The sequence below is a fragment of the Streptomyces sp. MA5143a genome (assembly GCF_900290235.1).
Lineage (GTDB): Bacteria > Actinomycetota > Actinomycetes > Streptomycetales > Streptomycetaceae > Streptomyces.
This window is the reverse complement of record NZ_OLMK01000123.1, coordinates 1-23,491: the sequence shown is the minus strand read 5'-3', so window position 1 is coordinate 23,491 and position 23,491 is coordinate 1. Positions and strand designations below refer to the sequence as shown.

Sequence of the window (23,491 nt, the reverse complement as noted above, 5' to 3'; positions counted from 1 at the left end):
TGGATCAGACGGGCCAGACGGACCGGCCTGACGCCGTCGACCGTGAGAGCCGTGCGGCGCGCAGGCGCCGTACGGACCGCCTCGACCAGGTGGTCAACCGGCTCCACACGGCCGGGAGCAGGAATGGTGGTCGGGTGGGGGTGACGTACAAATACTTCGGCGCGCCCGACGGCGCGACCGCGGCCCGCGTCCCGATCTCGATGCGCCCCGAGGAACTCGGCGGCGACGAGCTCGGCATGAACGGCATGTTCACCAAGATCAAGCCGGAGACGATGGCCGCGATGGTGCTGACCGGCATCGAGGGCGTCCCCCTGCACAAGGTCCCACCGCTGGAGCTGGTCGTCCTGCACCCCGACTACGCGGTCGTGAAGCTGCCGATGACCGTCGTGGACCCGCTGCGCGGCATCGGCGAGGAAGCGGTCGGCGCGGCGGCCTTCATCTGGTCCACGGTCCCGGACCGCGGCGGCCCCCGCGACGCGTTTAACGTGTACCAACTGCTCCACGAATGGCAGGACTTCAGTCACCGCCTCCACGAGGCGGGGCATCAGCCGTACTGCCTGGTGTGGCCCTGAGCCGAAGCCGGGCGCGACTGGAGGAGGCCCTCACCGGTGGTTCCGGTGAGGGCCTCCTCCTGTCGGCTTGGACCGCCCCGGAGGCTTTCGCCCCCGGGGTCGGGTCTCATCCACGGGTCAGCTCGTCACCTTGAAGGTGGCGTCGCTGCGTGCCGTCGCGGTGGTGATCGGGTCGAGCTTCAGGTAGTAGGCGTAGTGGCGGATGTAATGGTCCGGGTGGTTGTAGGACTGGAACGACGACCAGGTCGGGTCGGCGAGCCCGGCGACCTTGTTGAAGGTGGCGTCGGCGGCGAACTGGGCGGTGCCGTCGTTGTAGGCGAGCTGGAAGTCGTAGTTGGAGTGCCGCAGGAAGTAGCCGGGGAAGTTCACCGACTCGAAGGAGACGGTGCCGGTGCCGGTGAGGCCGGTGCGCAGGCGGAAGCGGGAGTCGTCGACGGGGCTGACGTTCGGGTCGATGCGGACGTCGAAGTTGGTGTGGCGTACGTAGCGGTCCTGGAAGTTGTAGGACTGCAGTCGCTGGGCGGCGGTGTTGGGCCAGCGGGCGAGTACGCGGCTTTCCTCGGCGGCGGTGAGGTTCATGATCCAGCCGTGGCGCTTCTTGGTGCCGCCCATGTTGTAGCTGGTCGAGGCGAGCCTTTGGTAGGCGGCGGGGTTGGACGGGTCGGTCGTGGTGACGGGCATGTAGCCGCCGTTGGTGGCGTACTGGTCGACGTAGAGTGCCCACTTGTTGGTGCCGTTGAACTTCATCCACATCGGGCCCTCGACCGTTGTGCTGCCGGCCGTGCCCTGGGTGCCGGTGAGGCCGATGCCGGTGAGGTCGCCGAGCCTGGTCCAGGTGCCGAGGATGGAGTTGCTGCCCTCGAGGGTGATCTGCCCGTCACCGGAGGCCCGCACGTAACGGTAGTTACCGACACCCTGCGGGACCTCGATGATCTGGGTGTCGATGATCTCCTGGGTGCCGGGGCGGTCGATGTAGATCTGCGGGGTGGTGATGGTGCGGAAGTCGCTGGTGCGGGCGTAGAAGATGCGGTGCTTCGTGGCACCGTTCTGGGGCACGTTCGTCGCCCAGTACAGGACGTAGTCGTTGGTGGCCGGGTCCCAGATCGCCTCCGGCGCCCACGCGTTGCGCCCGTCGGGGATCGCGCCGGCGACGTTCAGCAGCCAGGGCTTCGACCAGGTGACCAGGTCGGTCGACTCCCACACCACGAGGTTGCGGCTGCCGTCGTTGATGGACTGGCTCCAGCTCTGCCCGCAGGAGATGCACAGGTCGGTGGCGATGATCCAGTACTTGCTGCCGTCGGGGGATCTCACGAATGCGGGGTCGCGTACGCCTGTCGTGCCGACCGTGGAGCGCAGGACCATGCCGCCGCCGTTGAGGTCGTTCCAGTGCAGGCCGTCCGTGCTGTGCGAAAGGTACATCTGCTGGTTGGTCGCCCCCTCCCCGGTGAAGTGCACCATCAGGTAGCCCGGCTCGGCGGCGGCCGCCCGCTGCGGCGTGGTCAGGGTTTGGGACGTGAAGAGCAGACAGGCGGCGACCAATATCGTCGCCAGTCGGGAGAGGAGTGGGCGCATGCGCGTTTCCTGTCTTTCCTTGCGGGTTCGTGAACCTCGCCGCAGCCGCGGGCGCGCCGGTGCGGCAGCCACGTGGGCCGGATGGGTGCGCAGAACGACGACTGATGGCCATTGTTCGATATTTTGAATGCCGTCTGGAAATTCGGCCAGACGCTATAGGCGCCGCAAAAGGGTGTCAAGACGTCCGGAAAAAGAAACCCTGTCACAGTGACGACAAGAGGGACGGAGAGCGGCATCGCGGCCCGTCAAGCCAGGTCAGCGCGCGTCCGACCCGCCGAACACCGTTCGGCGCCTATCCGATGTGACTCGCATTCCCATTTCCAACGCCCTTCTGAGGCGTGGCGCTTGGCCGTGCCTTTTCACGGCCGTCCCCTGAAAAGGCCGCGAGGGCCGGCCACCCGCCCGGCGGCCCTCCCGTTCCGTACCTCCGGGGTGGCCTTTCGGGAGGTGCCCTTTCGGGTGGTGGCTGGAGAGACAATTTCGGCCAAGTTCCGCGGTTCGTAGGGTCGTTGGCGCAGCCAACAGCCACGCGTCACGGGAGCCCCGCATGTTCACCACCACCACAGGTCGTCTGACGTCCGCCGCCGTCGCCACGGTGGCCGGCCTCGCCGTCCTCGCCCCCGCCGGGCAAGCGTCGGAGCAGGGTCCGGTCGCGCCGATGGCGCCGCGGCTGACCGTCGCCGGGTACACGAAGTACCTCAAGGCGCAGTCCACGCCGGAGGCGAGGAAGGCGCTGAAGAGGTTCCTGGCACTCACCCGGGGGCAGCAGACCGTCTTCGTGAAGGACCTTCAGGACCGCCGGATCCACAAGGCGCTCCTCGGCAAGGTGGCGGCCCCGATCGGCAAGCCGGTCAGCATCACCGACCCGTACAACAAGGAGGTCCGGTTCGTCACCCAGGCGACCTCCAAGGTCGGCAGGGACAAGAACCGCACCACGACCGTCAGCTTCACCGTGACCCAGGAGATCTTCCGCATCCCGGTCACCAGCGAGACGCTCACCATCAGCTACCCGACCGCCGGGCAGGGGCCGAAGAAGATCACCGGCAAGGCCGAGGTCACCAACGTCAACGCGGCCATCGCCATCAAGGACAACCCCCGCGTCGTCGTCAGGGGCTCCGACGCGCAGACCCTCTGGGTCGCGATCCCGCAGGTGAAGTCCTTCGGCAAGCCCGTCCACAAGAAGCAGCACATCCAGCGCACCGCTCCCGGCTTCCGCGCCCAACTCACCGACCAGGGCTGACAGAAACGGGACGACGGCCGGCCGGGGGCCAGCCCTCCGGTCGGCCGCCTGCCCCATGACCCCGGCCAGCGGCCAGTCCCACCACCCTTGCCGTCCGCCGGTCCCACCCCTTGCCGGCCGCCAGTCCCAGCACCCCCGTCGGCTCCGGCCTCCCCCTCCCGTCACCTCCCGCCGAACCAGTACGCCCCTCCCAGCACCCCGGCGAGGCTGCCGAGCAGGCTGAGCAGTCGGTACGGCGGCCGCTGCACCACCAGGTGCACGCCTCCCGCGCGGAACTCCATGAAGGGCGTCGTGGGACGCTCGGTCGAGTGGTGTGATGCCATGTTTCGCTCCGGTCCTCGCAAGCCGTTGAGTACAGTCCCAGCTCACCAGCCGACGGTGATGTTGCGTCAGGGCGCCGGTGGACATGCGCGAGACGGGCGCATGTGCGCGACGGGGAAACTTGGGGGTGGCGTGGTCCGCGAGCTGAACGCGGGGCGGGCGAAGCGGGGCCCCGACGGGCTCGCCGTCCTGGACCGTCTGCCCGAAGGCCCCCGCCGCGCCCTGGTTGCGCGCCTGCGCAGGTTGCGTGAGGCGTCCGGCCTGACCAACGAGGAGCTGGTGGAACGGCTCTCGGCGGAGGGCGTCACCCTCAGCGCCTCACGCCTGTCGAAGTTCCTCAACGGCCACGAGGTGCCCAGCCGCGCCCAGGTGACGGTGTTGCACCGGCTGTGCGAGACCGCCGGGGGTGGCGAGCCCGCGCCGGAGGCCGTCAAGGAGACCCAACGGCTCCTGTACGCCGTACTCGACGCCGAACGGGACACCAAGCCGTTGCGCGTACGGGAGTTCGACCTGGCCGAGGCGCGGGAGCGGCTGGAGCGACTGCGGGTGCGGACCGCCGCCGAACTCCGCGCCCTGCGGGAGGAGCTGGAGCAGGAGCGGACCCTGCGCCGCCGGGCCGAGGAGGCCCTCGACCGGCTGGTCACCGCCGCCGGCGACCACGCACGCGAGCTCGGCGAGATCACGGCGGAGCGCGACGCCGCCCGTCGGCGGATCGTCGAACTGGAGGAGCGGATCCGGCAGCACGAGGCGCTGCTGCGGCTGCACGACCACGAGGCCCGCCATCTCGCCGACATGGCGGAGGAGACGGCCCGCGAGATCGTCCGGTACGGATCCCCCGAGCCGCCAAAGACCCCGGAACACGCGCCCGATCCCGCCGTCCACGTCAAGGAACTCGTCGCCCTGGTGGAGCGACTGCGCGACGAGGACCGCGACGAGGAGGCGGATCAGGCGCTGCGCCGGGTCTGCGAGGGCACACCCGACCTGGTGCCGGATCTCTGGCAGGCGTTCCGTGAGGAGAACCGCCGACTCGACGCGAAACGGTTGCTCGTCTACGCGTCCCTGTACTGCGACGGGGTCACCCTCTACCGGGTGTGGCAGACAGAAAAATTCCGTACCTGGCGCAGCACCTACATCAACGGCAAAAGGGTCGAGGAATTCGTCCCCGTCATCGCCGCGCACGCCCCCTTCGACGAACTCAGGCGGTTCGTCAAGGCGTGCCGGGAGAGGGACGAGTCCGACGCGTTGGGCATCCTGGCCCGCAGGTGCAGGCGGCGCCCCTTCAGGGAGGTTCTGGCCCTGCGCTCGGCCGGGCTGCGGATACGGCGGCCCTTCCTGTGGCGGTTGCGAGCCGCCGTACTCGCGTCGGTCACGGCGCCTGAGCGCCTGCCCTGACCGGCGCCTATCTTGACCCCATGCAGTCCTACACGATCGGTCAGGCAGCGCGGTTGCTCGGGGTGAGCCCGGACACCGCGCGACGGTGGGCGGACGCGGGCCGGGTGGCGACCCGGCGCGACGACAGCGGGCGTCGGCTCATCGACGGCCGGGACCTCGCCGCGTTCTCCGTGGAGCTGGCCGCGGACGCCACCGCCGAGGACGACGTCCCGTACACCTCCGCCCGCAACGCGTTCCCCGGCATCGTCACCGCCGTCAAGCTCGGCGATGTGGCCGCGCAGGTGGAGATCCAGGCCGGGCCCCACCGTCTGGTCTCGCTCCTGACACGGGAGGCCGTCGAGGAGCTGGGCCTGGAGGTCGGGATGGAGGCCACCGCCCGCGTGAAGTCCACGAACGTCCACATCGACCGGGCCTGAGGTCTCAACGGCCGCACGGCGGGTCTACGCTCGCGCCGCCAGGTCGAACCAGACCGCCTTGCCGTCGGGGTGGACCAGGCCGCCGCCGTAGGGGAGGGCGGCGGCCGTTCCCCAGTGGCCCTCGGTGAGGGCGTCCACCAGGTAGAGGCCCCGGCCGCCCTCCTCCCACCCCTCGGGGGTCAGGTCCCGCATGACCGGAGGGCTCTCGTCACCGTCGTAGACGATCACCCGGACCCGCCAGGTCTCCACCGCCAGCCACAGAACCGATCCTCCGCCTTTGGCGTGCACACACGCGTTCGTGACCAGTTCGGAGGTGCACAGCGCGGCCGCGTCGACGAGGTCGTCCAGGCCGAGGGCGCGCAGCACCGTGGCGACGAAGTCGCGGGCGATGAGGGGGGAGGTTTCCAGGGGCGGACAGAACAGGGTGTAGGTCGTCGCCGTGGGTGAGACCCAGGGCGTGGGGGACGGGGTGCGGGGGGAGGGGACGGCGGGGAGGTTGGGGGCGGTATCGGGCATGGCTGACCAACTCCATTGCGACGAGAAGGGATGGGGTGGGTCCCTACCGCGTCTGGCTCCTCTTCGGGTGTCGACGGCCCGGGGCGCTTTCAACTGGCGGTACTCAGGGGTTGATTGCTGAACGGTTGCGCTTTGTACATCAGTTGAGCACTCTCCGTGAGCGCAGGAATGACCGTAGTCGGCATATTTGCACCGCCGCAATGGGGTCGCGGGAAGTACTACGAAAGCGCGTCGCCGAGGCAGGGCCCCGGGGTCGAGCGGAACACCCGCTCCCCGAGGAGGGGGACGGCGCGGCCTCGGACGCCCCCGTGTGAGGATGGACGGAGGGCGCACGCCGGGTACGGGCGGGGGCCCGTGCGGGGAGCAGCGGGACACACGGGGAAACGGGGGACGGACATGACCAGTCGGTTGCTCATGGCGTACGGCGCGCGGGACAGGCGGGCCGGTGCGGCGGTACGGGGCGGGGACGACGTCCGCGGATCCACGCGGGCCACGCCCATCCTGGACCACGACGACCCGCTGGTACGGGCGATCGCGGGCCGGGTGGTGAGCGAGGCGACCCCGCTGGAGGCGCTGCGCGCCGCGCACCGGATCGTCGCGCGGGACGTGCGGCCCGTGTACTCGGTCGAGGACCGGCGCCGGGTGTCCCGGACGCTGCGGCTGGGGCGCGGCTCGTGCAGTCAGCGGATGGCGGCGCTGGAGGCGGTCGCCCGTGCCGTCCGGGTGCGGACGCGGGTCCGCGGGCTGCTCGTGGACGGCGCGTTCTGGTATCCGCGCTTCCCGCGGCTGAAGCCGTTCGTGCCGGCGCAGGTCCTGCTGGCCTGGCCGGAGTTCCGGATCGACGGCGCGTGGCTGCCGATCGGCGAGCTGTTCACGGGGCCCGCCGCGGGCCGCCACTACGCCAACGACGGCGGGGAGACCCTCTTCGACGCGGTGGCCCGCACCGGCATCGACTGGGACGGCGGTTCCCCGGCCCAGGTGAGCACCTGTGCCGCCGACGGGGTCTCCTGCGACCTGTCCGCCCAACTCGTCGCGGACCTCGGCCACTTCGACGACCGCGACACCCTCTTCGACCGCCACGGCCAGACCCTCTGCCGGACGGCCCGCACCCTGACCGAGCCCGTCCTCGGCCGCTGGACCCCGGCCACCCGCACCCCTGCCTGACGGCGCGCCGACCGAAGGGCGGTCGGCCACAGGCCTCCGCCCCGGCGGTCGCTCACACGGCGCCGAGGAACGCCAGCGCCCGGCGGACGGCACCCGGCTCCGCCCGGTCGCCCTCGTCGAGAGTGCCAAGTGCCTCGTCGAGGACCTCGCGGTCCTCCGGCGACATCCGCGTCCGCAGGACGTGGACCGCCCGGACCATGTCCCGCAGGGCGGTCCGGGATACGCCACGTCAGCTCTCGACGCCCCGTACCGTGAAGCCGATCACAAGCCCCCCGCCCGCCCGCCGGAAGGCGAACGGGGTGCCGCCGTGGGCGGCTGCCACCGCGCGCACGATGGACAGGCCGAGGCCGGAGCCGGGGAGGCTGCGGGCGTCGGCGGCACGGTAGAAGCGGTCAAAGATGCGTTCGAGGTCGCAGTCGGCGACGCCGGGCCCCCGGTCCAGGACCTCCACCCGGACCACGTCGGGCCCGTCGCCCTGGCCCACGTCGTCGAGGTCGACGAGGTCACCGCCGCCCCGCGCCGGCCCCCGCGCGACCACCACCTCGATCGCCCCGGTCCCGGCGCGGTCGAACTTCGCCGCGTTCTCCACCAGGTTGGACACGGCCCGCTGCAACGCCCCCGCCCGCCCCTCGACGGTCGTGTCGCCCTCCACCCGTACGACGACCTCCCGGCCGGTGCGCCGCCGCGCGGTCGCCGCGACGTCCTCGGCGATGTCGGCGAGCTGCACCCGCTGCACGGGCTCGGTGCTCGACTGCCCGGCGGCGAGGTCCACCAGCTCGTTGACGAGGTCGGTCAGTTCGCGGGCCTCCTGGGCGAGGTCGTCGACCAGTTCCTCCCGCACCCGGGCGGGCAGTTCGTCGATGCGCCGCAGCAGCGAGATGTTCGTCCGCAGGGACGTCAGCGGGGTCCGCAGCTCGTGCCCCGCGTCCTGCACCAGCCGCCGCTGGTCCTCCTCCGACTGGGCCAGCCGCACCAGCATCCGGTCGAAGGACCGGCCGAGGCGTCCCACCTCGTCCCGGCCCGCCACCGGCACCTGGATCCCCAGGTGCCCGGTCCGGGCCACGTCCTCCGCCGCCCCGGCCAGCTGCACCAGCCGCCGGGTCTGCCGCCGCGCCAGCCACCAGCCGAACAACCCCGCCGAGAGGACCACACCCGACACGAACAGCAGGGTCCGCTGCTGCAACTCCCGCAGCAGGTCCTCCGTGTCACTGAACTCCTGGGCCACCTGCACGGCCCCACGCCCGCCGCCGAGCGCGACGGTCGCCACCCGGTACCGGCCGCCGCCCACCTCGACCTCGCCGTGCTCGACCATCGTCCCGGCGAACCTCGCGCCCGCGGTCAGGCGATCGGCCGGACGGACGGGCAGACCGGGGTCGCCCTTGTCGAGGACCTGCCCCTCGGGGCCGAGCACCTGGACGTCCGTACGGCCGGACCGGATCAGGTCGTCACGGGGGCCGCCGCTGTCCGAGGGCGCGAAGTCCTCGGGCCCCAACCGGTCCTGCTCCACCAGCTCCCGCAGATCGCGGACCACCTCGGCGAACACGGTCTGCTGGTCCACCCGCACCAGCCGCGCCGCCGCGCTGTAGCTGAGGATCCCGACGAGCACGGTGACGACACACGCCACCGCCACGAACGACACGGTGAACGTCGCCCGCAGCGACGGCACCGGACGCAGCCGGGCCGGCACCCGCGACAGCAGCCGGACGAGACGCTGCGGCACCGCCCGCCGCCTCAGTCTTCCCGCAGCGCGTACCCCACACCCCGCACGGTGTGGATCAGCGCGGGCGCCCCGGGCTCGTCGAGCTTGCGCCGCAGATAGCCGACGTACACGGCGAGGTTCTTGGAGCCGGGCCCGAAGTCGTAGCCCCAGATACGGTCGTAGATGGTGGCGTGGTCGAGGACGATCCCCGCGTTGCGCACGAGCAGTTCGAGCAGGTCGAACTCGGTCCGCGTCAGCTCCAGCTCCCGCGACCCCCGCCACGCCCGCCGCGCCTGCACGTCCATCCGCACCCCGGCGGCCGACACCAGCCCGGACTCCGGCGCGGCGCTCACGCCACCCGCACCACCCGCACCACCCGGCGCGACCGGGCCCGACGCCTCCGAGGACGACTTCCCGGTGAGGTCACCGGCGTTGCCGGTCCGGCGCAGCAGCGCGCGCAGCCGGGCGAAGACCTCCTCCACGTCGAACGGCTTGACGACATAGTCGTCCGCGCCGGCGTCGAGCCCGGCGATCCGGTCGGCGGTCTCCACCAGCGCGGTGAGCATCAGGATCGGCGTCCGGTCGCCCTCGGCGCGCAGCACCCGGCACACCTGGAGACCGTCTATGCCGGGCATCATCACATCGAGGACGAGCACGTCGGGCTGCCTGCGGTGCGCCTGCGCCAGCGCCTCGACGCCGTCGGCGACCGCCGTCACCTCGTAGCCCTCCAGCGTCAGGGCCCGCTCCAGGGCATGGCGGATGGCTCGGTCGTCCTCGGCGAGCAGCACGTTCTGGGGCACCCCACCAGTCTGCCAAGGTCACGGCCGCGCACCACCTCGCCGGGTGCGCCCGAACGCCCCTTCTTACCGGCCTCTCACCACGACCGGGCGGCCGGCTTACCCCGCCGCAGGACCGTGTTCGTGTGACACCGGCCCGCAAGGGAACCCGGGCAGAGGGGGCGGATGCAGTACAAAGGGTCGGAACCCGCCTCAACTCTCCGATACATCGTCAATACCGTCGGGAAGGTCGTGCATGAGCCGCCGGATGAAGATCGTGTTCCTGCTGCACAACGCGTACGCCATCGGCGGCACCGTCCGGACGACCCTCAACCTGGCGTCCGCCCTCGCGGACCACCACGACGTGGAGATCGCGTCGATGTCCCGCCACCGCGACGAACCCCGCTTCACGGTCGACCCCCGGATCACCCTCGTGCCCCTGGTCGACATCCGCGCGAACAGCGCCGACCTGCGCGATCCGGCCCAGATGCGGCCCGCCGTCGACTTCCCCACCGCCGACAAGCGCCACCGCCAGTACAGCCGCCTCACCGACCGGCGCGTCCGCGACTATCTGACCGGCTGCGACGCCGACGTCGTCATCGGCACCCGCCCCGGCCTCAATGTGTACGTCTCCCGCTTCGCGCCCCGCCGCGCCCTGCGCATCGGCCAGGAACACCTGCGCCACGACGCCCACTCCAAGCAGCTGCGCGCGGTCCTCGCCCGCCACTACCGCGCGCTGGACGCGGTCGTCACGACCACGGCCGCCGACGCCGAGGTGTACCGCGCGCGGATGAAACTGCCGGGCGTACGGGTGATGTCCGTGCCCAACATCGTCCCCGCGCCCGGCATCGCCCCCTCGGACGGCACCGCCCCCGTCATCGCCGCCGCCGGACGCCTCGCCCGGGGCAAGCGCTTCGACCTCCTGCTGGAGGCGTTCGCCAAGATCGCCCCGAAGGAACCCGACTGGGAGCTGCGCATCTACGGCGGCGGCAAGCAGAAGGGCAGCCTCCAGACCCTCATCGAGGAGCTCGACCTCACCGGCCGCGCCCATCTGATGGGCCCGCACACCCCCATCGAGGACGAGTTCGCCCGCGCCTCCCTCGTCGTCAGCGCCTCCGACGCCGAGTCCTTCGGCATGACCCTCGTCGAGGCCATGCGCTGCGGTGTCCCCGTGGTCAGCACCGACTGCCCGCTCGGCCCCGCCGAGATCATCACCGACGGCGTCGACGGCCGCCTCGTCCCCGTCGACGACCCGCACGCCCTCGCCGACGCCATCCTGGACCTCGTCACCGACGACGCGCTGCGCCGCGCCATGGGCCGGGCGGCCCTGAAGTCGGCCCACCGCTACGACCCGGCCCCGATCGTGACGCGGTACGAGGAACTGTTCGAGGAACTCCGCGCGACCAGGGTGCAGCGCACCTGGGAGAGCTGGACGACGAGGGCGCGCGTCTGGCTGCACCACCGGGCCGCCGCGGGGAAGAGGGCGGCCCTGTCCATGGTGCGGGGCGCGGGCCTGTCACCCGTACGCCTCCGCCGGACGCCCGCGAGCAGTCACGGACAACGCGCGGCCTGAAGCGAACCGGGGCCCGGCGGCGGGACCCGCCCCGCGCCCACCCGGGTGGCGATGGTCAGCGGATGCCCTGACGTCCCACGGACTGGCCATCGGCGGCCACACCCCACGCCCCCGCCGACGGCCTCGCAGCCCCTGACCTCGCCACCCACCTCAACCCACGACCTTGCCGCCGGCGGCCACCGGCCCACGCCCCGCCGACGGCCTCAGCCCACGGCCTTTCCGGCGGCGACCCTCAGCCCACGCCCCCGCGACGACCTTGCAGCCCACGGCGCTTCCGGCGGCGGCCCTCAGCCCACGGCCTTGCCGCCGGTGACCCTCAGCCCACGGCCCGCCGACGGTCCTCAGCCCACGGCCTTTCGGGCGGCGCCCCTCAGCCCACGCCCCCGCGACAGCCTTGCAGCCCACGGCCTTTCCGGCGGCGGCCCTCAACCCACGGGCTTGCTGGTGATCGTCAGCCCTCGGCCCCGGTGGTGATCGTCAGCTCTCGGCCCCGGCCGTGGACAGCGCCTTGTGGGTCGGGGCGTCCGGGACGCCCGCCGGCCGGCCCTTCGCGAACTCCTCCCGCAGCACCGGCACGACCTCCTCCCCCAGCATGTCGATCTGCTCCAGCACCGTCTTCAGCGGCAACCCGGCGTGGTCGACGAGGAACAACTGCCGCTGGTAGTCGCCCGCGTAATCACGGAAGGCCAGCGTCTTCTCGATCACCTGCTGCGGCGACCCCACGGTCAGCGGCGTCTGCTCGGCGAAGTCCTCCAGGGACGGCCCGTGGCCGTACACCGGAGCCACGTCGAAGTACGGCCGGAACTCCCGTATCGCGTCCTGGGAGTTCTTCCGCATGAACACGTGCCCGCCGAGCCCGACGATCGCCTGCTCGGGCGTGCCGTGCCCGTGGTGGGCGTACCGCTCCCGGTACAGCTCCACCATCCGCTGGGTGTGCTCGGCCGGCCAGAAGATGTTGTTGTGGAAGAAGCCGTCACCGTAGAACGCGGCCTGCTCGGCGATCTCGGGCGAGCGGATCGACCCGTGCCAGACGAACGGCGGCACCCCGTCCAGCGGCCGCGGCGTGGACGTGAAGCTCTGCAACGGCGAGCGGAACTTGCCCGCCCAGTTCACGACCTCCTCGCGCCACAGCCGGTGCAGCAGCGCGTAGTTCTCGATGGCGAGGTTGATGCCCTGGCGGATGTCCTGCCCGAACCACGGGTAGACCGGCGCGGTGTTGCCGCGGCCCATCATCAGGTCCACCCGGCCGTCGGCCAGGTGCTGGAGCATCGCGAAGTCCTCGGCGATCTTCACCGGGTCGTTGGTGGTGATGAGGGTGGTCGCGGTGGAGAGGATCAGCCGCTCGGTGCGGGCGGCGATCCAGCCCAGCATGGTCGTGGGCGACGACGGCACGAACGGCGGGTTGTGGTGCTCACCGGTGGCGAAGACGTCGAGACCGACCTCCTCCGCCTTCAGCGCGATCTCGACCATCGCCTTGATGCGCTCGCGCTCGGTCGGCGTACGGCCCGTCGTGGGGTCCGGCGTCACATCACCGACGCTGAAGATCCCGAACTGCATCATCGTTGCCACCCTCTCAGGTTGTTTATGATTCAACCATAGTGCCAAACAGGTGCTCCGCTTCCACTATTCCGCCGGCACCGCGCACCGGCCTCCCCAGGCCCCGCAGAATGTCAGTCCCCGTCCCTACCCTCTCCCCCATGGCCGCCCCACGCCGTGACACCCGAGGCATCGTGGACGCCGCGGAGCTCTTCGCGCGCGTCCGCTTCCGCCGCCGTGAACCCGCCGCACCGCTCCGCCCCTATCTGGAGCACTACTGGCTGATCGACTGGGACCTGCCCGAGCCGTACGTCTCCCAGGTCGTCCCGCACCCCTCGGTCAACATCGTCTTCCAGCGGTACGAGGGACAGGCCCCCTTCGCCGAGGTCTCCGGCGTCGGACTCGGCCTGTTCACCCAGAAACTGGAGGGCAGGGGCCGGGTCTGCGGCATCCAGTTCCGGCCCGGCGGCTTCCGCCCCTTCGCCCCCGGCAGCCCCGTGTCCGACTGGACCGGCCGCCGCGTACGGCACCGCGAGGTGTACCCGGGCACCGACCCCGACACCGTCCTCGCCCCCGACGACGAGGACGCCCGCGTCGCCGCCCTGGACGCGTTCCTGCTGGGCCTCGACCCCCGCCCCGACCCCCAGGCGGACCTCGCCATGACGCTCGTCGACCGCGTCCGCACCGACCGCGCCGTGCGCCGCGTCACCGACTTCGCCCGCGCCGAGGGCCTCTCCGTACGGCTGCTGCAACGCCTGTTCGCCGCATACGTCGGCGTCGGCCCCAAGTGGGTCATCCTCCGGTACCGCATCCACGAGGCGCTGGAACGCGCCGAGACCGAACGCGCGGTCGACTGGGCCGCACTCGCCGCCGACCTCGGCTACGCGGACCAGGCCCACCTCGTGCGCGACTTCACGGCGACGGTGGGCGTCCCGCCGACGGCGTACGCGGAGGCCGTGACCCCGTCCGTGAACCCCGGACGCTCGGCACCGCCCACGGCCGGCTGATCACTTGGCGTGCATGACCGCGTAGATCATCACGAACGCCACGAGGTGGATGCCGAAGAGGAAGTACCCGAGGTACCACCACACGTAGCGCTCGTTCTTCTTCTCCTCGACGAGCCGCCGCCGCTCGGAGTCGAGGCGCTGCTCGGAGTCGAGGCGCTGCTCGGAGTCGAGGCGCTGCTCGGCGTCCGGATCCCGCTGCTCGGGCGGCATCACAGCTCCCGGTGGACCTTCGTGTTGGAGGCCTGGGCGCGGGGGCGCAGCACCAGCAGGTCGACGTTGACATGGCTGGGGCGGGTGACCGCCCAGGTGATCGTGTCGGCCACGTCGTCGGCGGTCAGCGGCTCCGCGACCCCCGCGTACACCCGCGCCGCCTTCGCCTCGTCACCGCCGAACCGGGTCAGGGCGAACTCCTCGGTCTTCACCATCCCCGGCGCGATCTCGATGACCCGCACCGGCGTCCCGACGATCTCCAGCCGCAGCGTCTCGGCGAGGACGTGCGCCCCGTGCTTGGCGGCGACATAGCCCCCGCCGCCCTCGTACGTCCCGTGCCCCGCCGTCGACGACACCACGACGACCGTGCCGTCACCGCTCGCGGTCAGCGCGGGCAGCAGGGCCTGGGTGACATTCAGGGTGCCGATGACGTTCATCTCGTACATCCGCCGCCAGTCGGCGGGGTCGCCAGTGGCCACCGGGTCGGCGCCGAGCGCGCCGCCCGCGTTGTTCACCAGCACGCCGATCGTCCGGAAGGCCGTCGCAAACTCGTCCACGGCCGCCCGGTCCGTGACGTCCAGCGCGTACGCCGTCGCCTGGCCGCCCGCCGCGTTGATCTCCTCCGCCAGCGCCTCGATCCGGTCCTTGCGGCGCGCCGTCAGCACGACGCGGTACCCCTCCGCGGCGAGCCCCCGGGCCGTGGCGGCGCCGATGCCGCTGCTCGCACCCGTGACGACGGCGATACGGGAGGCGGCGGACGGTGCGGCGGTGGCCATGGGTGCTCCTGGTGCGCGGCGACGGAGTTGCCCGGCCAGGATAGGCATGCGGTGGGACAATGAGAGGAACGAGACGGGTGATCCCCTGTTCAGGAGGTGGATCATGGGACAGGCGCGCGAGGTCATGGACCAGCTCACCGAGGCCCTCACCACACATCAGGACCCGAAGACCATCGGCAACCTCTTCGCGGAGGACGCGGTCGCCCACACGCCGGACGGCGGAGAGATACACGGCCGGGAGAACATCGCCGAGTACTGGCGCCAGATGACGGACGCCGTACCCGAGGCCCGCTTCGAGTCACTCAGCTCCTTCGAGGTCGGCGACACCGCGATCGACGAGGGCATCTACAGCGGCAGGAACACCGGCCCCCTGGCCTTCCCCGACGGCACGACCCTGCCGGCGACCCAGAAGGACATCGCCCTCCACGGCGTGGACTTCGCCACGGTGAAGGACGGCCGGATCACCAGCTACCGGCTGTACTTCGACCAACTGGAGTTCCTCGACCAACTGGGCCTGCTGCCGGAGGAACTGACGCAGTAGATCCGAACGGAAGGGAGCACCGCACCGCTTCTCTCACCCATAGGGGTGATCCCGCTCGTTCACCCGCACGCCGCCCGAACGGCCGACCTAGGCTCGCGCCACACCATCAACACGACGGCCCTCGCCGGGATGCCGGTCCCGGCGAGGGCCTGACCTACAAGGAAGTGAGCCTTCCCTGTGGCCGAATGCGAGCCTAACGTCCACCGCTTCATGGACCTCACCATCCCCGAGTACGCGTACATGTTCGGCTTCTTGCAGGCCGACGGACACCTCGCGAAGCGAAAGGGAAGAAAGGGGCGCCTGACCGTCGAGATCAGCGCCCAGGACGTGGACCTTCTCCACCAGTTCCAGCGGCTGACGCCCTTCTACAGCAGCATCACGGAGCGGTCCCGATCCACCAACTTCTCGGAGAGCCACCGCTCCGCGACCTGGAGTCTGTGCTCCCTCGAAGCTCGGACCCGCCTCAATGAGCTGGGCCTGCCCTACGGTCAAAAGTCGATGACGATCTCCCCGCCGCACGGCGCGTTCGCGCGCCCCGACTACCTCCGAGGCATCCTCGACGCCGACGGATCGGTCGGATACACAGCCAAGGGTTTCCCCTTCGTCTCCCTCACCACAGCCAGCACCGCCATCGGCGCCTACCTGTGCCGGTACGCGCAAGAGATCACAGGCGCCGAACGCACCAGCAAGCGCAACACCAGGGACGGCGTCTACAACATCATGTACGCCATGGAGGCCGCCCAGAGCCTGGTCGCCCACCTGTACTACCCCGGCTGTCTCGCCCTCGATCGCAAGCGCGTCGCCGCCGACTCACTCGCGAGCTGGAAACGCCCCGCAGGCATGCGGGTGGCGTACACGAAGCGCCCCTGGACGGCGCACGAGGACCGAATCCTGCTGGAGCTGAACAGCCCGAAGGCCGCGGCGGAAAGGCTCGGCAGGACAGCCCAAAGCTGCAACCTCCGGATCTGGCGCCTACGTTCCGGCCAGGTACCCATGCCGACAAGCGTCCAGTAAGACCGGAGGGGCCCGAGCCGACAACGGCTCGGGCCCCAGACACCGTTCACCCCTTGACGCAGACGACCTGCTTCAGCTTCGCCACGACCTCGACCAGGTCCCGCTGCTGGTCGATGACCTGCTCGATCGGCTTGTAGGCGCCCGGGATCTCGTCGACGACGCCGGAGTCCTTACGGCACTCCACGCCCCGCGTCTGCTCCTCCAGGTCCTTGGTGGAGAAACGACGCTTGGCCGCGTTGCGGCTCATGCGTCGCCCCGCCCCGTGGGACGCCGAGTTGAACGCCTTCTCGTTCCCGAGGCCCTTCACGATGTACGTGGCCGTCCCCATGGAGCCCGGAATGATGCCGAGGTCACCGGAGCCGGCCCTGATCGCGCCCTTGCGGGTCACCAGCAGGTCCATCCCGTCGTACCGTTCCTCGGCCACGTAGTTGTGGTGACAGCTGACCTCCATCTCGAAGGTCGGCTTGGCCTTCTTGAACTCCTTGCGGACCACGTCCTTGAGGAGGGCCATCATGATCGAGCGGTTGTACTTCGCGTATTCCTGCGCCCAGTAGAGGTCGTTGCGATACGCCGCCATCTGGGGGGTGTCGGCGACGAAGACAGCTAGATCGCGATCGACCAGGCCCTGGTTGTGCGGCAGCTTCTGGGCCTCACCGATGTGGTACTCGGCCAGTTCCTTGCCGATGTTCCGAGACCCGGAGTGAAGTGTGAGCCACACCACACCTTCGGTATCGAAGGAAACCTCGAGGTGATGGTTGCCGGCGCCGAGCGTCCCCATCTGCAGAGCCGCCCGCTCCCTCCGGAACCTCACCGCCTCCGCGACCCCCTCGAAGCGCCCCCAGAAGTCGTCCCACTTGGCCGTCGCCAGGCCGTTCAGCTGTCCGGGGTCGACGGGGCTGTCATGCATCCCCCGCCCCACCGGAATCGCCTGTTCGATCCTCGACCGCAGGCGGGAGAGGTCGCCCGGCAGGTCGTTGGCGGTCAGGGACGTCTTCACCGCGGACATGCCGCAGCCGATGTCCACGCCCACGGCCGCGGGGCACACCGCACCCCGCATCGCGATGACCGACCCGACCGTCGCGCCCTTGCCGTAGTGGACGTCCGGCATGACGGCCAGCCCCTTGATCCAGGGGAGGGTCGCGACATTGCGGAGCTGCTGGAGGGCGACGTCCTCCACCGACGCGGGGTCGGTCCACATCCGGATCGGCACCTTCGCGCCCGGTATCTCTACATACGACATCTCAGCCTCATCCACCCGTGATTCCCGCAAAAGTCTCAAAACGCAAAACCGGCGCCAAGGTCAACGAAAGGGATGCCGGACCGGCGTCCGCGGCAGTGCGTGCGATACACATGGTGCCCGGGGGTCACCCCCGGTCGGCAAGTGAAATACGCACAGGCCACAGGACAGAACTGCGCAGGCGTCCCCCAGGGACCCCGTCGAGAGGAGCCCCCACGGTGCAGCGGAAGGCGTACGTACCCGGCGTCGCCGTGCTCCTCGCGGCAGTGCTGACCGCGTGCACGGGATCGGGCGACGACGGCACCCCGGACGACCCCCGCCCCGGCGAGGTCACCGCGTCCGCCTCGACCGCACAGCCCGGCCGCTACGACACACTCCCCGAAGCCTGCGGCTCCATCGACGAGGACACCCTCGACGCCCTCCTCCCCGGCCTGAAGCAACTCCCGGACGCGGAGCAGCGCGAGGAGGCGTACGAGGGTCAGGCGACGCTCACCTACGACACGGACCGGAAGGCCGGCTGCCGCTGGAAGGTGGAGTCGCCGACCGCCACCGACTATCTGTTCGTCGACTTCGAGCGCGTGGTGTCGTTCAACGGCACGGTCAGCGACGACAGCAAGGCGCAGGAGGTGTACGGCGGCAAGGTGGAGGCCGCGGACCTCCCGGAGCCGTCGCCGAGCACGACCGCGGGGGACGACGAAGGGGACGAGGGCGATGGAGGGGAGGGTGACGGCGGCTCGTCCGCGGCTCCGTCGCAGAGCGCTTCACCTTCCGGCTCCTCCGCCAAGTCCTCCAAGTCACCGAACAAGTCACCGAACAAGTCACCGAAATCGACCGACTCCTCCAGTTCATCCGAATCTTCCGGCTCTTCCGGTTCTTCCGATGCGTCCGGCTCCCCTTCGGTGTCCGCCACTCCGGCCTCTCTTCAGCCCCGCACGCTCGACGGCCTCGGGGACGAGGCGTTCCTGGACGACACGCTCGGGACGAGTCGACAGCGCACGGTGACTGTGGTGTTCCGCACGTCGAATGTGATCGTGACGGTCGAGTACGAGGAGCAGCCGGCGACGACGACGGATGTGCCGGACAGCGAGGAAATGCAGGACAGGGCCCGGAATCTGGCCGAGTTGCTCGCGGAGGCGTTCGACGAGTGAGCGGTTTCGGGGGGTGCGGCGGGCGGCCCGCCGAACCCCCTGATTCAGGACCGCGTTTCCTCCTCACCGCGTACCGTGGCCCCTCGGACCCGATCCGACCGCAGGAACCACGAGCGTGATGAACGTCATGAGTGAAGGAACCATGCAACGAGCCGCAGAGTCAGGTCATCGTCAGCAGCAGTCGCGTACCGCGCGGGGCACGGGCGTCGCTCGTGGCGGGCGTCCGGGGCGGGCACGGGTGCTCGTCGGCGCCGCTGTCGTCCCGGTGATGCTGGTGGCGGTCGGCTGTTCGTCGGACTCCGGCTCCGACGGCGCGTCGGAGGGCAAGCCGTCGACGGCGGCCTCGGGGCCTGCGAAGTCGGCGACGCCCGAGGTGGTCGAGGCGGCGTACGCGGTGCTGCCGGACGCGTGCGAGGTGTTCGCGTCGAAGTCGCTGAAGTCGCTGGTCCCGCAGGGCGCGAAGTCGGGGAAGGCGATCAACACCGCCGAGGAGAACGTGACCGGCGACTGCCGCTGGACCAGCCTCGACAACAACGGTGTGGACGGTTCGCAGTACCGCTGGCTGAGCGTGTCGCTGCATCTGCTGGCGTCGGACGCGACGAACGGTCCGGGGGAGGACCGGGCGCACCAGGCGTTCGAGTCGAAGGTGACCGCCGCGAAGGCGGTGAAGGGGGCGAAGAACGTCAAGACGGAGCCGGTGACGGGCACGGGCGACGAGGCGACGGTGGTGCGTTACGACCTGAAGAAGGACGGCGACACCTTCAAGCAGCAGACGATCGTGGTGCGCACGGAGAACGTGGTCGTCACGCTCGACTACAACGGCGCCGGTCTGGCCGGCGACAAGACCCCGGATCCGGCGGCACTGCTGAAGTCGGCGAAGTCCGCGGCGAAGGAGGTCGTGGAGGCGGTCGAGGACGCGAACGACGGCGACGGCGACGGCGACGGCGACGGCGACGGCGGCAAGTCGTCCCCGTCGGCGAGCGCGTCGAAGTCGCCGTCCAAGTCCGCGTCGAAGTCACCGTCGAAGGGCGCCACGAAGGCGGCGGGCTCGGGTTCCGGTTCGGATCTGGGCACCGGCTCCGACGCCGACTCCGACTCGGATTCCAAGACCTCGACGAGCGGTTCGTCGTCCACGCGGAAGACCTCGCGATAGCGGTCGCGCACGACCGGTCTTCAGCGGGCCGGTGGAGTCGGGCCCGCGTAGTGCCCAACTCGTAATGCGCGGCGGGTGACGCCCGCTCTCACCAGGGCTTTCGTCCGGGCCCGGTCCTCTTGGGGGCCGGGCCCGACGCGTACCGGCAACCCGTTTGCCGTACACATGTGCCACCCTGTTGCGCGCAACAACACGCAAGGGGAGGGGAGTACGGGTGGCCGCGCCAATGCAGCTGACTCGAATGCACCGCGTTCTCATCGGCGTGGTCGTGTTCGGCGCCGTCATCATCGCCGGGATCGGCTTCGCGGGTTCCTACGCGGCGGTGCGGGAACTGGCCGTCAAGAAGGGCTTCGGGAACTTCTCCTACGTCTTCCCGATCGGTATCGACGCCGGTATCTGTGTCCTGCTGGCCCTGGACCTGCTGCTGACCTGGATCCGCATCCCCTTCCCCCTGCTGCGCCAGACGGCGTGGCTGCTGACGATGGCGACGATCGCCTTCAACGGCGCGGCGGCCTGGCCGGACCCGCTGGGTGTGGGCATGCACGCGGTGATCCCGGTGCTGTTCGTGGTGTCGGTGGAGGCGGCGCGGCACGCGATCGGCCGTATCGCCGACATCACCGCGGACAAGCACATGGAGGGCGTGCGGCTGACCCGCTGGCTGCTCTCGCCCGTTCCCACGTTCCTCCTCTGGCGCCGGATGAAGCTGTGGGAGCTGCGCTCCTACGACCAGGTGATCAAGCTGGAGCAGGAACGTCTCGTCTACCAGGCCCGCCTGCGCTCCCGCTTCGGCCGGTCCTGGCGCCGCAAGGCCCCGGTGGAGTCGCTGATGCCGCTGCGTCTGGCCCGGTACGGCGTCCCGCTGGCGGAGACGGCCCCGGCGGGTCTGGCCGCCGCGGGCATCGAGCCGGCACTGCTCCCGCCGGCGCCGCAGGCCGAGGTCGACCTGGCCGCGGGGGACCGTGCCGCCGGTGCGGCCCGTGCGGGGGTGGCCGCGCCCGCCGCGGAGCAGCGCCGCCAGCTGGAGAGCGTCCCCGCGCGGCAGCCGGAGCAGCCGGAGTACGAGCAGCAGGGGTACGCCGAGCAGGAACCGCCGCCGGAGGAGAGCCCCTGGCTCCACGCCCGCCACCCGCAGGAGGTCCCCTACCAGGGCGGCTACGACCCGTCGTACGACCCTGAGGAGGAGTACGAGCGGTGGTACGAGGAGCAGGACCCGGAGCAGTACCAGCGGGAGCGTTACCCGGCCGACCAGTACCCGGCCGACCAGTACCCGGCCGAGCAGTACCCGGCCGAGCAGTACCAGCAGCAGCGGTTCGAGGAGGCCGGGGCGCCGGTGGAGGAGCCCTCGCCGGAGGAGACCGGCAGCTTCCCCATCCCGGCGGGTCCGGGCCGCACCCGTGAGCTCGGCGAGGGCGGCGGTACTCCGGAGCCGGACGAAGAGGCGTACTACCAGGTCTTCAAGCAGTCGATCAGTGCCGGCAGCGGCTACCCGACCCCCCGTGAGTTCGGCGACAACATCCAGATGACCTATGGCGTCAGCGTCCTGGACGCCGAGGCCAAGCGCATGGTGCTGCGCTTCCAGAACCGCCACACCGCGGAGCTGGAGGACGACCACATCGCGTGAGCGGCGTGAAACGTGCGGAGGGGGCGCCCTGTGGTGATCACCGGGCGCCCCCTCCTCGTCTGTGCGGGTGCTACTCGCCGAGCAGGCCCCGTACCCGGTCCTGCCCGACCGCGAGGAGCAGCGTGGGCAGGCGCGGGCCGGTGTCACGGCCGACGAGCAGGTGGTAGAGCAGCGCGAAGAACGACCGCTGGGCGGTCTTGATCTCCGGCGGGAGCTCCTTGGGCGTGGCGTCCGCGGGGAACCCGGCCTGGACCTTGGGCACGCCGTAGACGAGGTGGGTGAGCCCGTCGAGGGACCAGTGGTCGGCGAGTCCGTCGAGCAGCAGCCTGAGGGAGCCCTGCGCCTGCTCGTCGAGGGACTTCAGCAGCTCGGCGTCGGGCTCGTCGCGCACGATGGTCCGCTGGTCGGCGGGGACGTGCGTGTTGATCCAGGCCTCGGCCTTGTCGAGGCGCGGCCGTACGGCGTCGAGGGAGGACAGCGGGTCGGTGGGGTCGAGCTCGCTGAGGATGCGCAGGGTCTGGTCCTCGGCGCCCGCGGTGATGTCGGCGACGGACGCGAGGGTCCGGTACGGCATCGGGCGGGGCGTGCGGGGCAGCTCACCGGCGGCGGTGCGCACGGCACGGGAGTGGGCGGCCACGTCGGCCGGCAGCGCGGAGCCGTCGGCGACCTTGGCGTCGAGCTTGTCCCACTCGTCGTACAGGCGCTGGATCTCCTGGTCGAAGGCGATCTTGAAGGACTGGTTGGGCCGGCGGCGGGCGTAGAGCCAGCGCAGGAGCTGCGGCTCCATGATCTTCAGCGCGTCGGCGGGGGTGGGCACGCCGCCCTTGGACGACGACATCTTGGCCATGCCGCTGATGCCGACGAAGGCGTACATGGGGCCGATGGGCTGCTTGCCGCCGAAGATCCCGACGATCTGCCCGCCGACCTGGAAGGACGAACCCGGGGACGAGTGGTCGACGCCGCTGGGCTCGAAGACGACGCCCTCGTACGCCCAGCGCATCGGCCAGTCGACCTTCCAGACGAGCTTGCCGCGGTTGAACTCGTTCAGCGCGACGGTCTCGGCGAAGCCGCAGGCGGTGCAGGTGTAGGACAGCTCGGTGGTGGCGTCGTCGTAGGCGGTGACGGTGGTGAGGTCCTTCTCGCACTGCCCGCAGAAGGGCTTGTACGGGAAGTACCCGGCGGAGCCGGAGCTGCCGTCGTCCTCGGCGGCGGCGCCGGAGCCCTCCGCGGCCTCCAGCTCGGCCTCGTCGACGGGCTTCTGCGACTGCGGCTTCTTGGCCGGGTCCTTCTTGGTGCGGTACTGGGCGAGGATGGCGTCGATGTCGCCGCGGTGCCTCATGGCGTGCAGGATCTGCTCGCGGTACACGCCGGAGGTGTACTGCTCGGTCTGGCTGATCCCGTCGAACTCGACGCCCATCTCGGCGAGCGCCTCGACCATCGCGGCCTTGAAGTGCTCGGCCCAGGTGGGGTGGGCGGAGCCCTTGGGGGCCGGGACGGAGGTGAGGGGCTTGCCGATGTGCTCGGCCCAGGTGCCGTCGACGCCCTCGACGCCGTTCGGGACCTTGCGGAAGCGGTCGTAGTCGTCCCAGGAGATCAGGTGGCGGACCTGGTGACCGCGCCGGCGGATCTCGTCGGCGACGAGGTGCGGCGTCATCACCTCGCGCAGGTTGCCCAGGTGGATGGGGCCCGACGGGGAGAGCCCGGACGCGACGACGACCGGTTTGCCCGGGGCCCGACGCTCCGACTCCTCGATGACCTCATCCGCGAAACGGGAGACCCAGTCGGTGGTCTCGGTGCTCTGAGCCACGATCGGCACGTCCTCTTTTTCTGAGTGTTCTCCGGGGCAGACCGGTACGGTCCCCGGCCGACGGGGCCCATTCTCCCAGCTCTGGCCATAACCACGAAACCGCGTTTTGAGGGGGGCCGGGCGCCTGATGACTCGGGGGTGCGGGTTCGTCGGCGGCTGCGGGTGAGTGGGGGTTGTTCGCGCAGTTCCCCGCGCCCCTG

At 70.7% G+C, this 23,491-nt stretch carries 23 protein-coding genes; 12 read left to right on the top strand and 11 right to left on the bottom strand.

The window, feature by feature from the left end; genetic code table 11:
* The first annotated feature begins 134 nt into the window (after nucleotides 1–134).
* Complete coding sequence (locus SMA5143A_RS39040) at nucleotides 135–572, top strand: hypothetical protein (protein WP_003974483.1); 438 nt, start codon at nucleotides 135–137, stop codon at nucleotides 570–572.
* 117 nt (nucleotides 573–689) lie between these two features.
* On the opposite strand, the gene SMA5143A_RS39035 is transcribed toward SMA5143A_RS39040, so the two are convergent.
* Complete coding sequence (locus tag SMA5143A_RS39035; RefSeq protein ID WP_107467533.1) at nucleotides 690–2,144, bottom strand: glycoside hydrolase family 43 protein; 1,455 nt, start codon at nucleotides 2,142–2,144, stop codon at nucleotides 690–692.
* Between the two features lie 547 nt (nucleotides 2,145–2,691).
* Between SMA5143A_RS39035 and SMA5143A_RS39030 the strand changes: the two genes are divergently transcribed.
* Nucleotides 2,692–3,384, top strand: a complete 693-nt coding sequence (locus SMA5143A_RS39030) for a hypothetical protein (protein ID WP_107467532.1) — start codon at nucleotides 2,692–2,694, stop codon at nucleotides 3,382–3,384.
* 161 nt (nucleotides 3,385–3,545) lie between these two features.
* On the opposite strand, the gene SMA5143A_RS43325 is transcribed toward SMA5143A_RS39030, so the two are convergent.
* The gene (locus SMA5143A_RS43325; protein WP_180303973.1) at nucleotides 3,546–3,707 is read right to left on the bottom strand and encodes a hypothetical protein; all 162 of its coding nucleotides are present in this window, start codon (nucleotides 3,705–3,707) and stop codon (nucleotides 3,546–3,548) included.
* 130 nt (nucleotides 3,708–3,837) lie between these two features.
* On the opposite strand from SMA5143A_RS43325, the gene SMA5143A_RS39025 reads away from it, so the two are divergent.
* Both SMA5143A_RS39025 and SMA5143A_RS39020 read left to right on the top strand, forming a co-directional pair.
* Nucleotides 3,838–5,097 carry a helix-turn-helix domain-containing protein gene (locus tag SMA5143A_RS39025; RefSeq protein ID WP_181362231.1) on the top strand — a complete coding sequence of 420 codons (1,260 nt, stop codon included), beginning with the start codon at nucleotides 3,838–3,840 and terminating at the stop codon, nucleotides 5,095–5,097.
* Between the two features lie 20 nt (nucleotides 5,098–5,117).
* Nucleotides 5,118–5,513 (top strand): TOBE domain-containing protein, encoded by a 396-nt coding sequence (locus tag SMA5143A_RS39020; protein ID WP_107467530.1) that lies wholly within the window; start codon nucleotides 5,118–5,120, stop codon nucleotides 5,511–5,513.
* Nucleotides 5,514–5,537: 24 nt separating this feature from the next.
* Here the strand turns inward: SMA5143A_RS39020 and SMA5143A_RS39015 are convergent, their stop codons facing one another.
* Entirely contained in the window at nucleotides 5,538–6,029 is a 492-nt protein-coding gene (locus SMA5143A_RS39015; RefSeq protein ID WP_099969843.1) for an ATP-binding protein, read from the bottom strand.
* 396 nt (nucleotides 6,030–6,425) lie between these two features.
* Here SMA5143A_RS39015 and SMA5143A_RS39010 point away from each other — a divergent pair, with 396 nt between their 5' ends.
* Nucleotides 6,426–7,193: a transglutaminase domain-containing protein gene (locus SMA5143A_RS39010; protein ID WP_107467529.1), complete on the top strand. Its 768-nt coding sequence runs from the start codon at nucleotides 6,426–6,428 to the stop codon at nucleotides 7,191–7,193.
* Between the two features lie 52 nt (nucleotides 7,194–7,245).
* On the opposite strand, the gene SMA5143A_RS43320 is transcribed toward SMA5143A_RS39010, so the two are convergent.
* Genes SMA5143A_RS43320 through SMA5143A_RS39000 form a run of 3 tightly spaced genes read right to left on the bottom strand, consistent with a single transcriptional unit; the run spans nucleotide 7,246 to nucleotide 9,680 of the window.
* Nucleotides 7,246–7,392 carry a hypothetical protein gene (locus SMA5143A_RS43320; RefSeq protein WP_181362230.1) on the bottom strand — a complete coding sequence of 49 codons (147 nt, stop codon included), beginning with the start codon at nucleotides 7,390–7,392 and terminating at the stop codon, nucleotides 7,246–7,248.
* A 30-nt stretch (nucleotides 7,393–7,422) separates the two neighbouring features.
* Entirely contained in the window at nucleotides 7,423–8,913 is a 1,491-nt protein-coding gene (locus SMA5143A_RS39005; protein ID WP_107467528.1) for a HAMP domain-containing sensor histidine kinase, read from the bottom strand.
* 11 nt (nucleotides 8,914–8,924) lie between these two features.
* Nucleotides 8,925–9,680 (bottom strand): response regulator transcription factor, encoded by a 756-nt coding sequence (locus tag SMA5143A_RS39000; protein ID WP_107467544.1) that lies wholly within the window; start codon nucleotides 9,678–9,680, stop codon nucleotides 8,925–8,927.
* A gap of 256 nt (nucleotides 9,681–9,936) precedes the next feature.
* On the opposite strand from SMA5143A_RS39000, the gene SMA5143A_RS38995 reads away from it, so the two are divergent.
* The gene (locus SMA5143A_RS38995) at nucleotides 9,937–11,241 is read left to right on the top strand and encodes a glycosyltransferase family 4 protein (RefSeq protein ID WP_107467527.1); all 1,305 of its coding nucleotides are present in this window, start codon (nucleotides 9,937–9,939) and stop codon (nucleotides 11,239–11,241) included.
* Nucleotides 11,242–11,718: 477 nt separating this feature from the next.
* On the opposite strand, the gene SMA5143A_RS38990 is transcribed toward SMA5143A_RS38995, so the two are convergent.
* Nucleotides 11,719–12,798 carry an LLM class flavin-dependent oxidoreductase gene (locus tag SMA5143A_RS38990; RefSeq protein WP_181362235.1) on the bottom strand — a complete coding sequence of 360 codons (1,080 nt, stop codon included), beginning with the start codon at nucleotides 12,796–12,798 and terminating at the stop codon, nucleotides 11,719–11,721.
* Between the two features lie 140 nt (nucleotides 12,799–12,938).
* Here SMA5143A_RS38990 and SMA5143A_RS38985 point away from each other — a divergent pair, with 140 nt between their 5' ends.
* Nucleotides 12,939–13,784: a helix-turn-helix transcriptional regulator gene (locus SMA5143A_RS38985; protein WP_107467525.1), complete on the top strand. Its 846-nt coding sequence runs from the start codon at nucleotides 12,939–12,941 to the stop codon at nucleotides 13,782–13,784.
* On the opposite strand, the gene SMA5143A_RS38980 is transcribed toward SMA5143A_RS38985, so the two are convergent.
* Both SMA5143A_RS38980 and SMA5143A_RS38975 read right to left on the bottom strand, forming a co-directional pair.
* Complete coding sequence (locus SMA5143A_RS38980) at nucleotides 13,785–13,994, bottom strand: hypothetical protein (protein WP_107467524.1); 210 nt, start codon at nucleotides 13,992–13,994, stop codon at nucleotides 13,785–13,787.
* Nucleotides 13,994–14,770 carry an SDR family NAD(P)-dependent oxidoreductase gene (locus SMA5143A_RS38975; RefSeq protein ID WP_107467523.1) on the bottom strand — a complete coding sequence of 259 codons (777 nt, stop codon included), beginning with the start codon at nucleotides 14,768–14,770 and terminating at the stop codon, nucleotides 13,994–13,996. The genes SMA5143A_RS38980 and SMA5143A_RS38975 overlap by 1 nt, the downstream gene beginning before the upstream one ends.
* Before the next feature lie 103 nt (nucleotides 14,771–14,873).
* Here SMA5143A_RS38975 and SMA5143A_RS38970 point away from each other — a divergent pair, with 103 nt between their 5' ends.
* Nucleotides 14,874–15,311, top strand: coding sequence for an ester cyclase (locus SMA5143A_RS38970; RefSeq protein WP_107467522.1), 438 nt, complete (start codon nucleotides 14,874–14,876; stop codon nucleotides 15,309–15,311).
* Between the two features lie 210 nt (nucleotides 15,312–15,521).
* On the top strand, nucleotides 15,522–16,325 hold the full coding sequence (locus tag SMA5143A_RS38965) for a hypothetical protein (protein ID WP_181362228.1): 804 nt from the start codon (nucleotides 15,522–15,524) through the stop codon (nucleotides 16,323–16,325).
* 46 nt (nucleotides 16,326–16,371) lie between these two features.
* On the opposite strand, the gene SMA5143A_RS38960 is transcribed toward SMA5143A_RS38965, so the two are convergent.
* Nucleotides 16,372–17,565, bottom strand: a complete 1,194-nt coding sequence (locus tag SMA5143A_RS38960; RefSeq protein WP_107467520.1) for an RtcB family protein — start codon at nucleotides 17,563–17,565, stop codon at nucleotides 16,372–16,374.
* Between the two features lie 215 nt (nucleotides 17,566–17,780).
* Between SMA5143A_RS38960 and SMA5143A_RS38955 the strand changes: the two genes are divergently transcribed.
* From SMA5143A_RS38955 to SMA5143A_RS38945, 3 genes are all read left to right on the top strand, one after another.
* Nucleotides 17,781–18,710, top strand: coding sequence for a hypothetical protein (locus SMA5143A_RS38955; protein WP_107467519.1), 930 nt, complete (start codon nucleotides 17,781–17,783; stop codon nucleotides 18,708–18,710).
* Between the two features lie 142 nt (nucleotides 18,711–18,852).
* On the top strand, nucleotides 18,853–19,863 hold the full coding sequence (locus tag SMA5143A_RS38950; protein WP_258193992.1) for a hypothetical protein: 1,011 nt from the start codon (nucleotides 18,853–18,855) through the stop codon (nucleotides 19,861–19,863).
* Between the two features lie 241 nt (nucleotides 19,864–20,104).
* Nucleotides 20,105–21,484: a DUF2637 domain-containing protein gene (locus SMA5143A_RS38945; protein ID WP_107467517.1), complete on the top strand. Its 1,380-nt coding sequence runs from the start codon at nucleotides 20,105–20,107 to the stop codon at nucleotides 21,482–21,484.
* A gap of 70 nt (nucleotides 21,485–21,554) precedes the next feature.
* Here SMA5143A_RS38945 and lysS read toward each other — a convergent pair whose 3' ends face one another.
* Nucleotides 21,555–23,300 (bottom strand): lysine--tRNA ligase, encoded by a 1,746-nt coding sequence (lysS, locus tag SMA5143A_RS38940; protein WP_107467516.1) that lies wholly within the window; start codon nucleotides 23,298–23,300, stop codon nucleotides 21,555–21,557.
* Nucleotides 23,301–23,491: the final 191 nt, after the last annotated feature.

Coding starts and splice junctions, on each gene's coding strand:
- SMA5143A_RS39035 (WP_107467533.1), bottom strand. CDS start 2,144: ATGCGCCCACTCCTCTCCCGACTGGCGACGATATTGGTCGCCGCCTGT.
- SMA5143A_RS39030 (WP_107467532.1), top strand. CDS start 2,692: ATGTTCACCACCACCACAGGTCGTCTGACGTCCGCCGCCGTCGCCACG.
- SMA5143A_RS43325 (WP_180303973.1), bottom strand. CDS start 3,707: ATGGCATCACACCACTCGACCGAGCGTCCCACGACGCCCTTCATGGAG.
- SMA5143A_RS39020 (WP_107467530.1), top strand. CDS start 5,118: ATGCAGTCCTACACGATCGGTCAGGCAGCGCGGTTGCTCGGGGTGAGC.
- SMA5143A_RS39015 (WP_099969843.1), bottom strand. CDS start 6,029: ATGCCCGATACCGCCCCCAACCTCCCCGCCGTCCCCTCCCCCCGCACC.
- SMA5143A_RS39010 (WP_107467529.1), top strand. CDS start 6,426: ATGACCAGTCGGTTGCTCATGGCGTACGGCGCGCGGGACAGGCGGGCC.
- SMA5143A_RS43320 (WP_181362230.1), bottom strand. CDS start 7,392: ATGGTCCGGGCGGTCCACGTCCTGCGGACGCGGATGTCGCCGGAGGAC.
- SMA5143A_RS38995 (WP_107467527.1), top strand. CDS start 9,937: ATGAAGATCGTGTTCCTGCTGCACAACGCGTACGCCATCGGCGGCACC.
- SMA5143A_RS38990 (WP_181362235.1), bottom strand. CDS start 12,798: ATGCAGTTCGGGATCTTCAGCGTCGGTGATGTGACGCCGGACCCCACG.
- SMA5143A_RS38985 (WP_107467525.1), top strand. CDS start 12,939: ATGGCCGCCCCACGCCGTGACACCCGAGGCATCGTGGACGCCGCGGAG.
- SMA5143A_RS38980 (WP_107467524.1), bottom strand. CDS start 13,994: ATGCCGCCCGAGCAGCGGGATCCGGACGCCGAGCAGCGCCTCGACTCC.
- SMA5143A_RS38975 (WP_107467523.1), bottom strand. CDS start 14,770: ATGGCCACCGCCGCACCGTCCGCCGCCTCCCGTATCGCCGTCGTCACG.
- SMA5143A_RS38970 (WP_107467522.1), top strand. CDS start 14,874: ATGGGACAGGCGCGCGAGGTCATGGACCAGCTCACCGAGGCCCTCACC.
- SMA5143A_RS38965 (WP_181362228.1), top strand. CDS start 15,522: ATGGACCTCACCATCCCCGAGTACGCGTACATGTTCGGCTTCTTGCAG.
- SMA5143A_RS38960 (WP_107467520.1), bottom strand. CDS start 17,565: ATGTCGTATGTAGAGATACCGGGCGCGAAGGTGCCGATCCGGATGTGG.
- SMA5143A_RS38950 (WP_258193992.1), top strand. CDS start 18,853: ATGCAACGAGCCGCAGAGTCAGGTCATCGTCAGCAGCAGTCGCGTACC.
- SMA5143A_RS38945 (WP_107467517.1), top strand. CDS start 20,105: ATGCACCGCGTTCTCATCGGCGTGGTCGTGTTCGGCGCCGTCATCATC.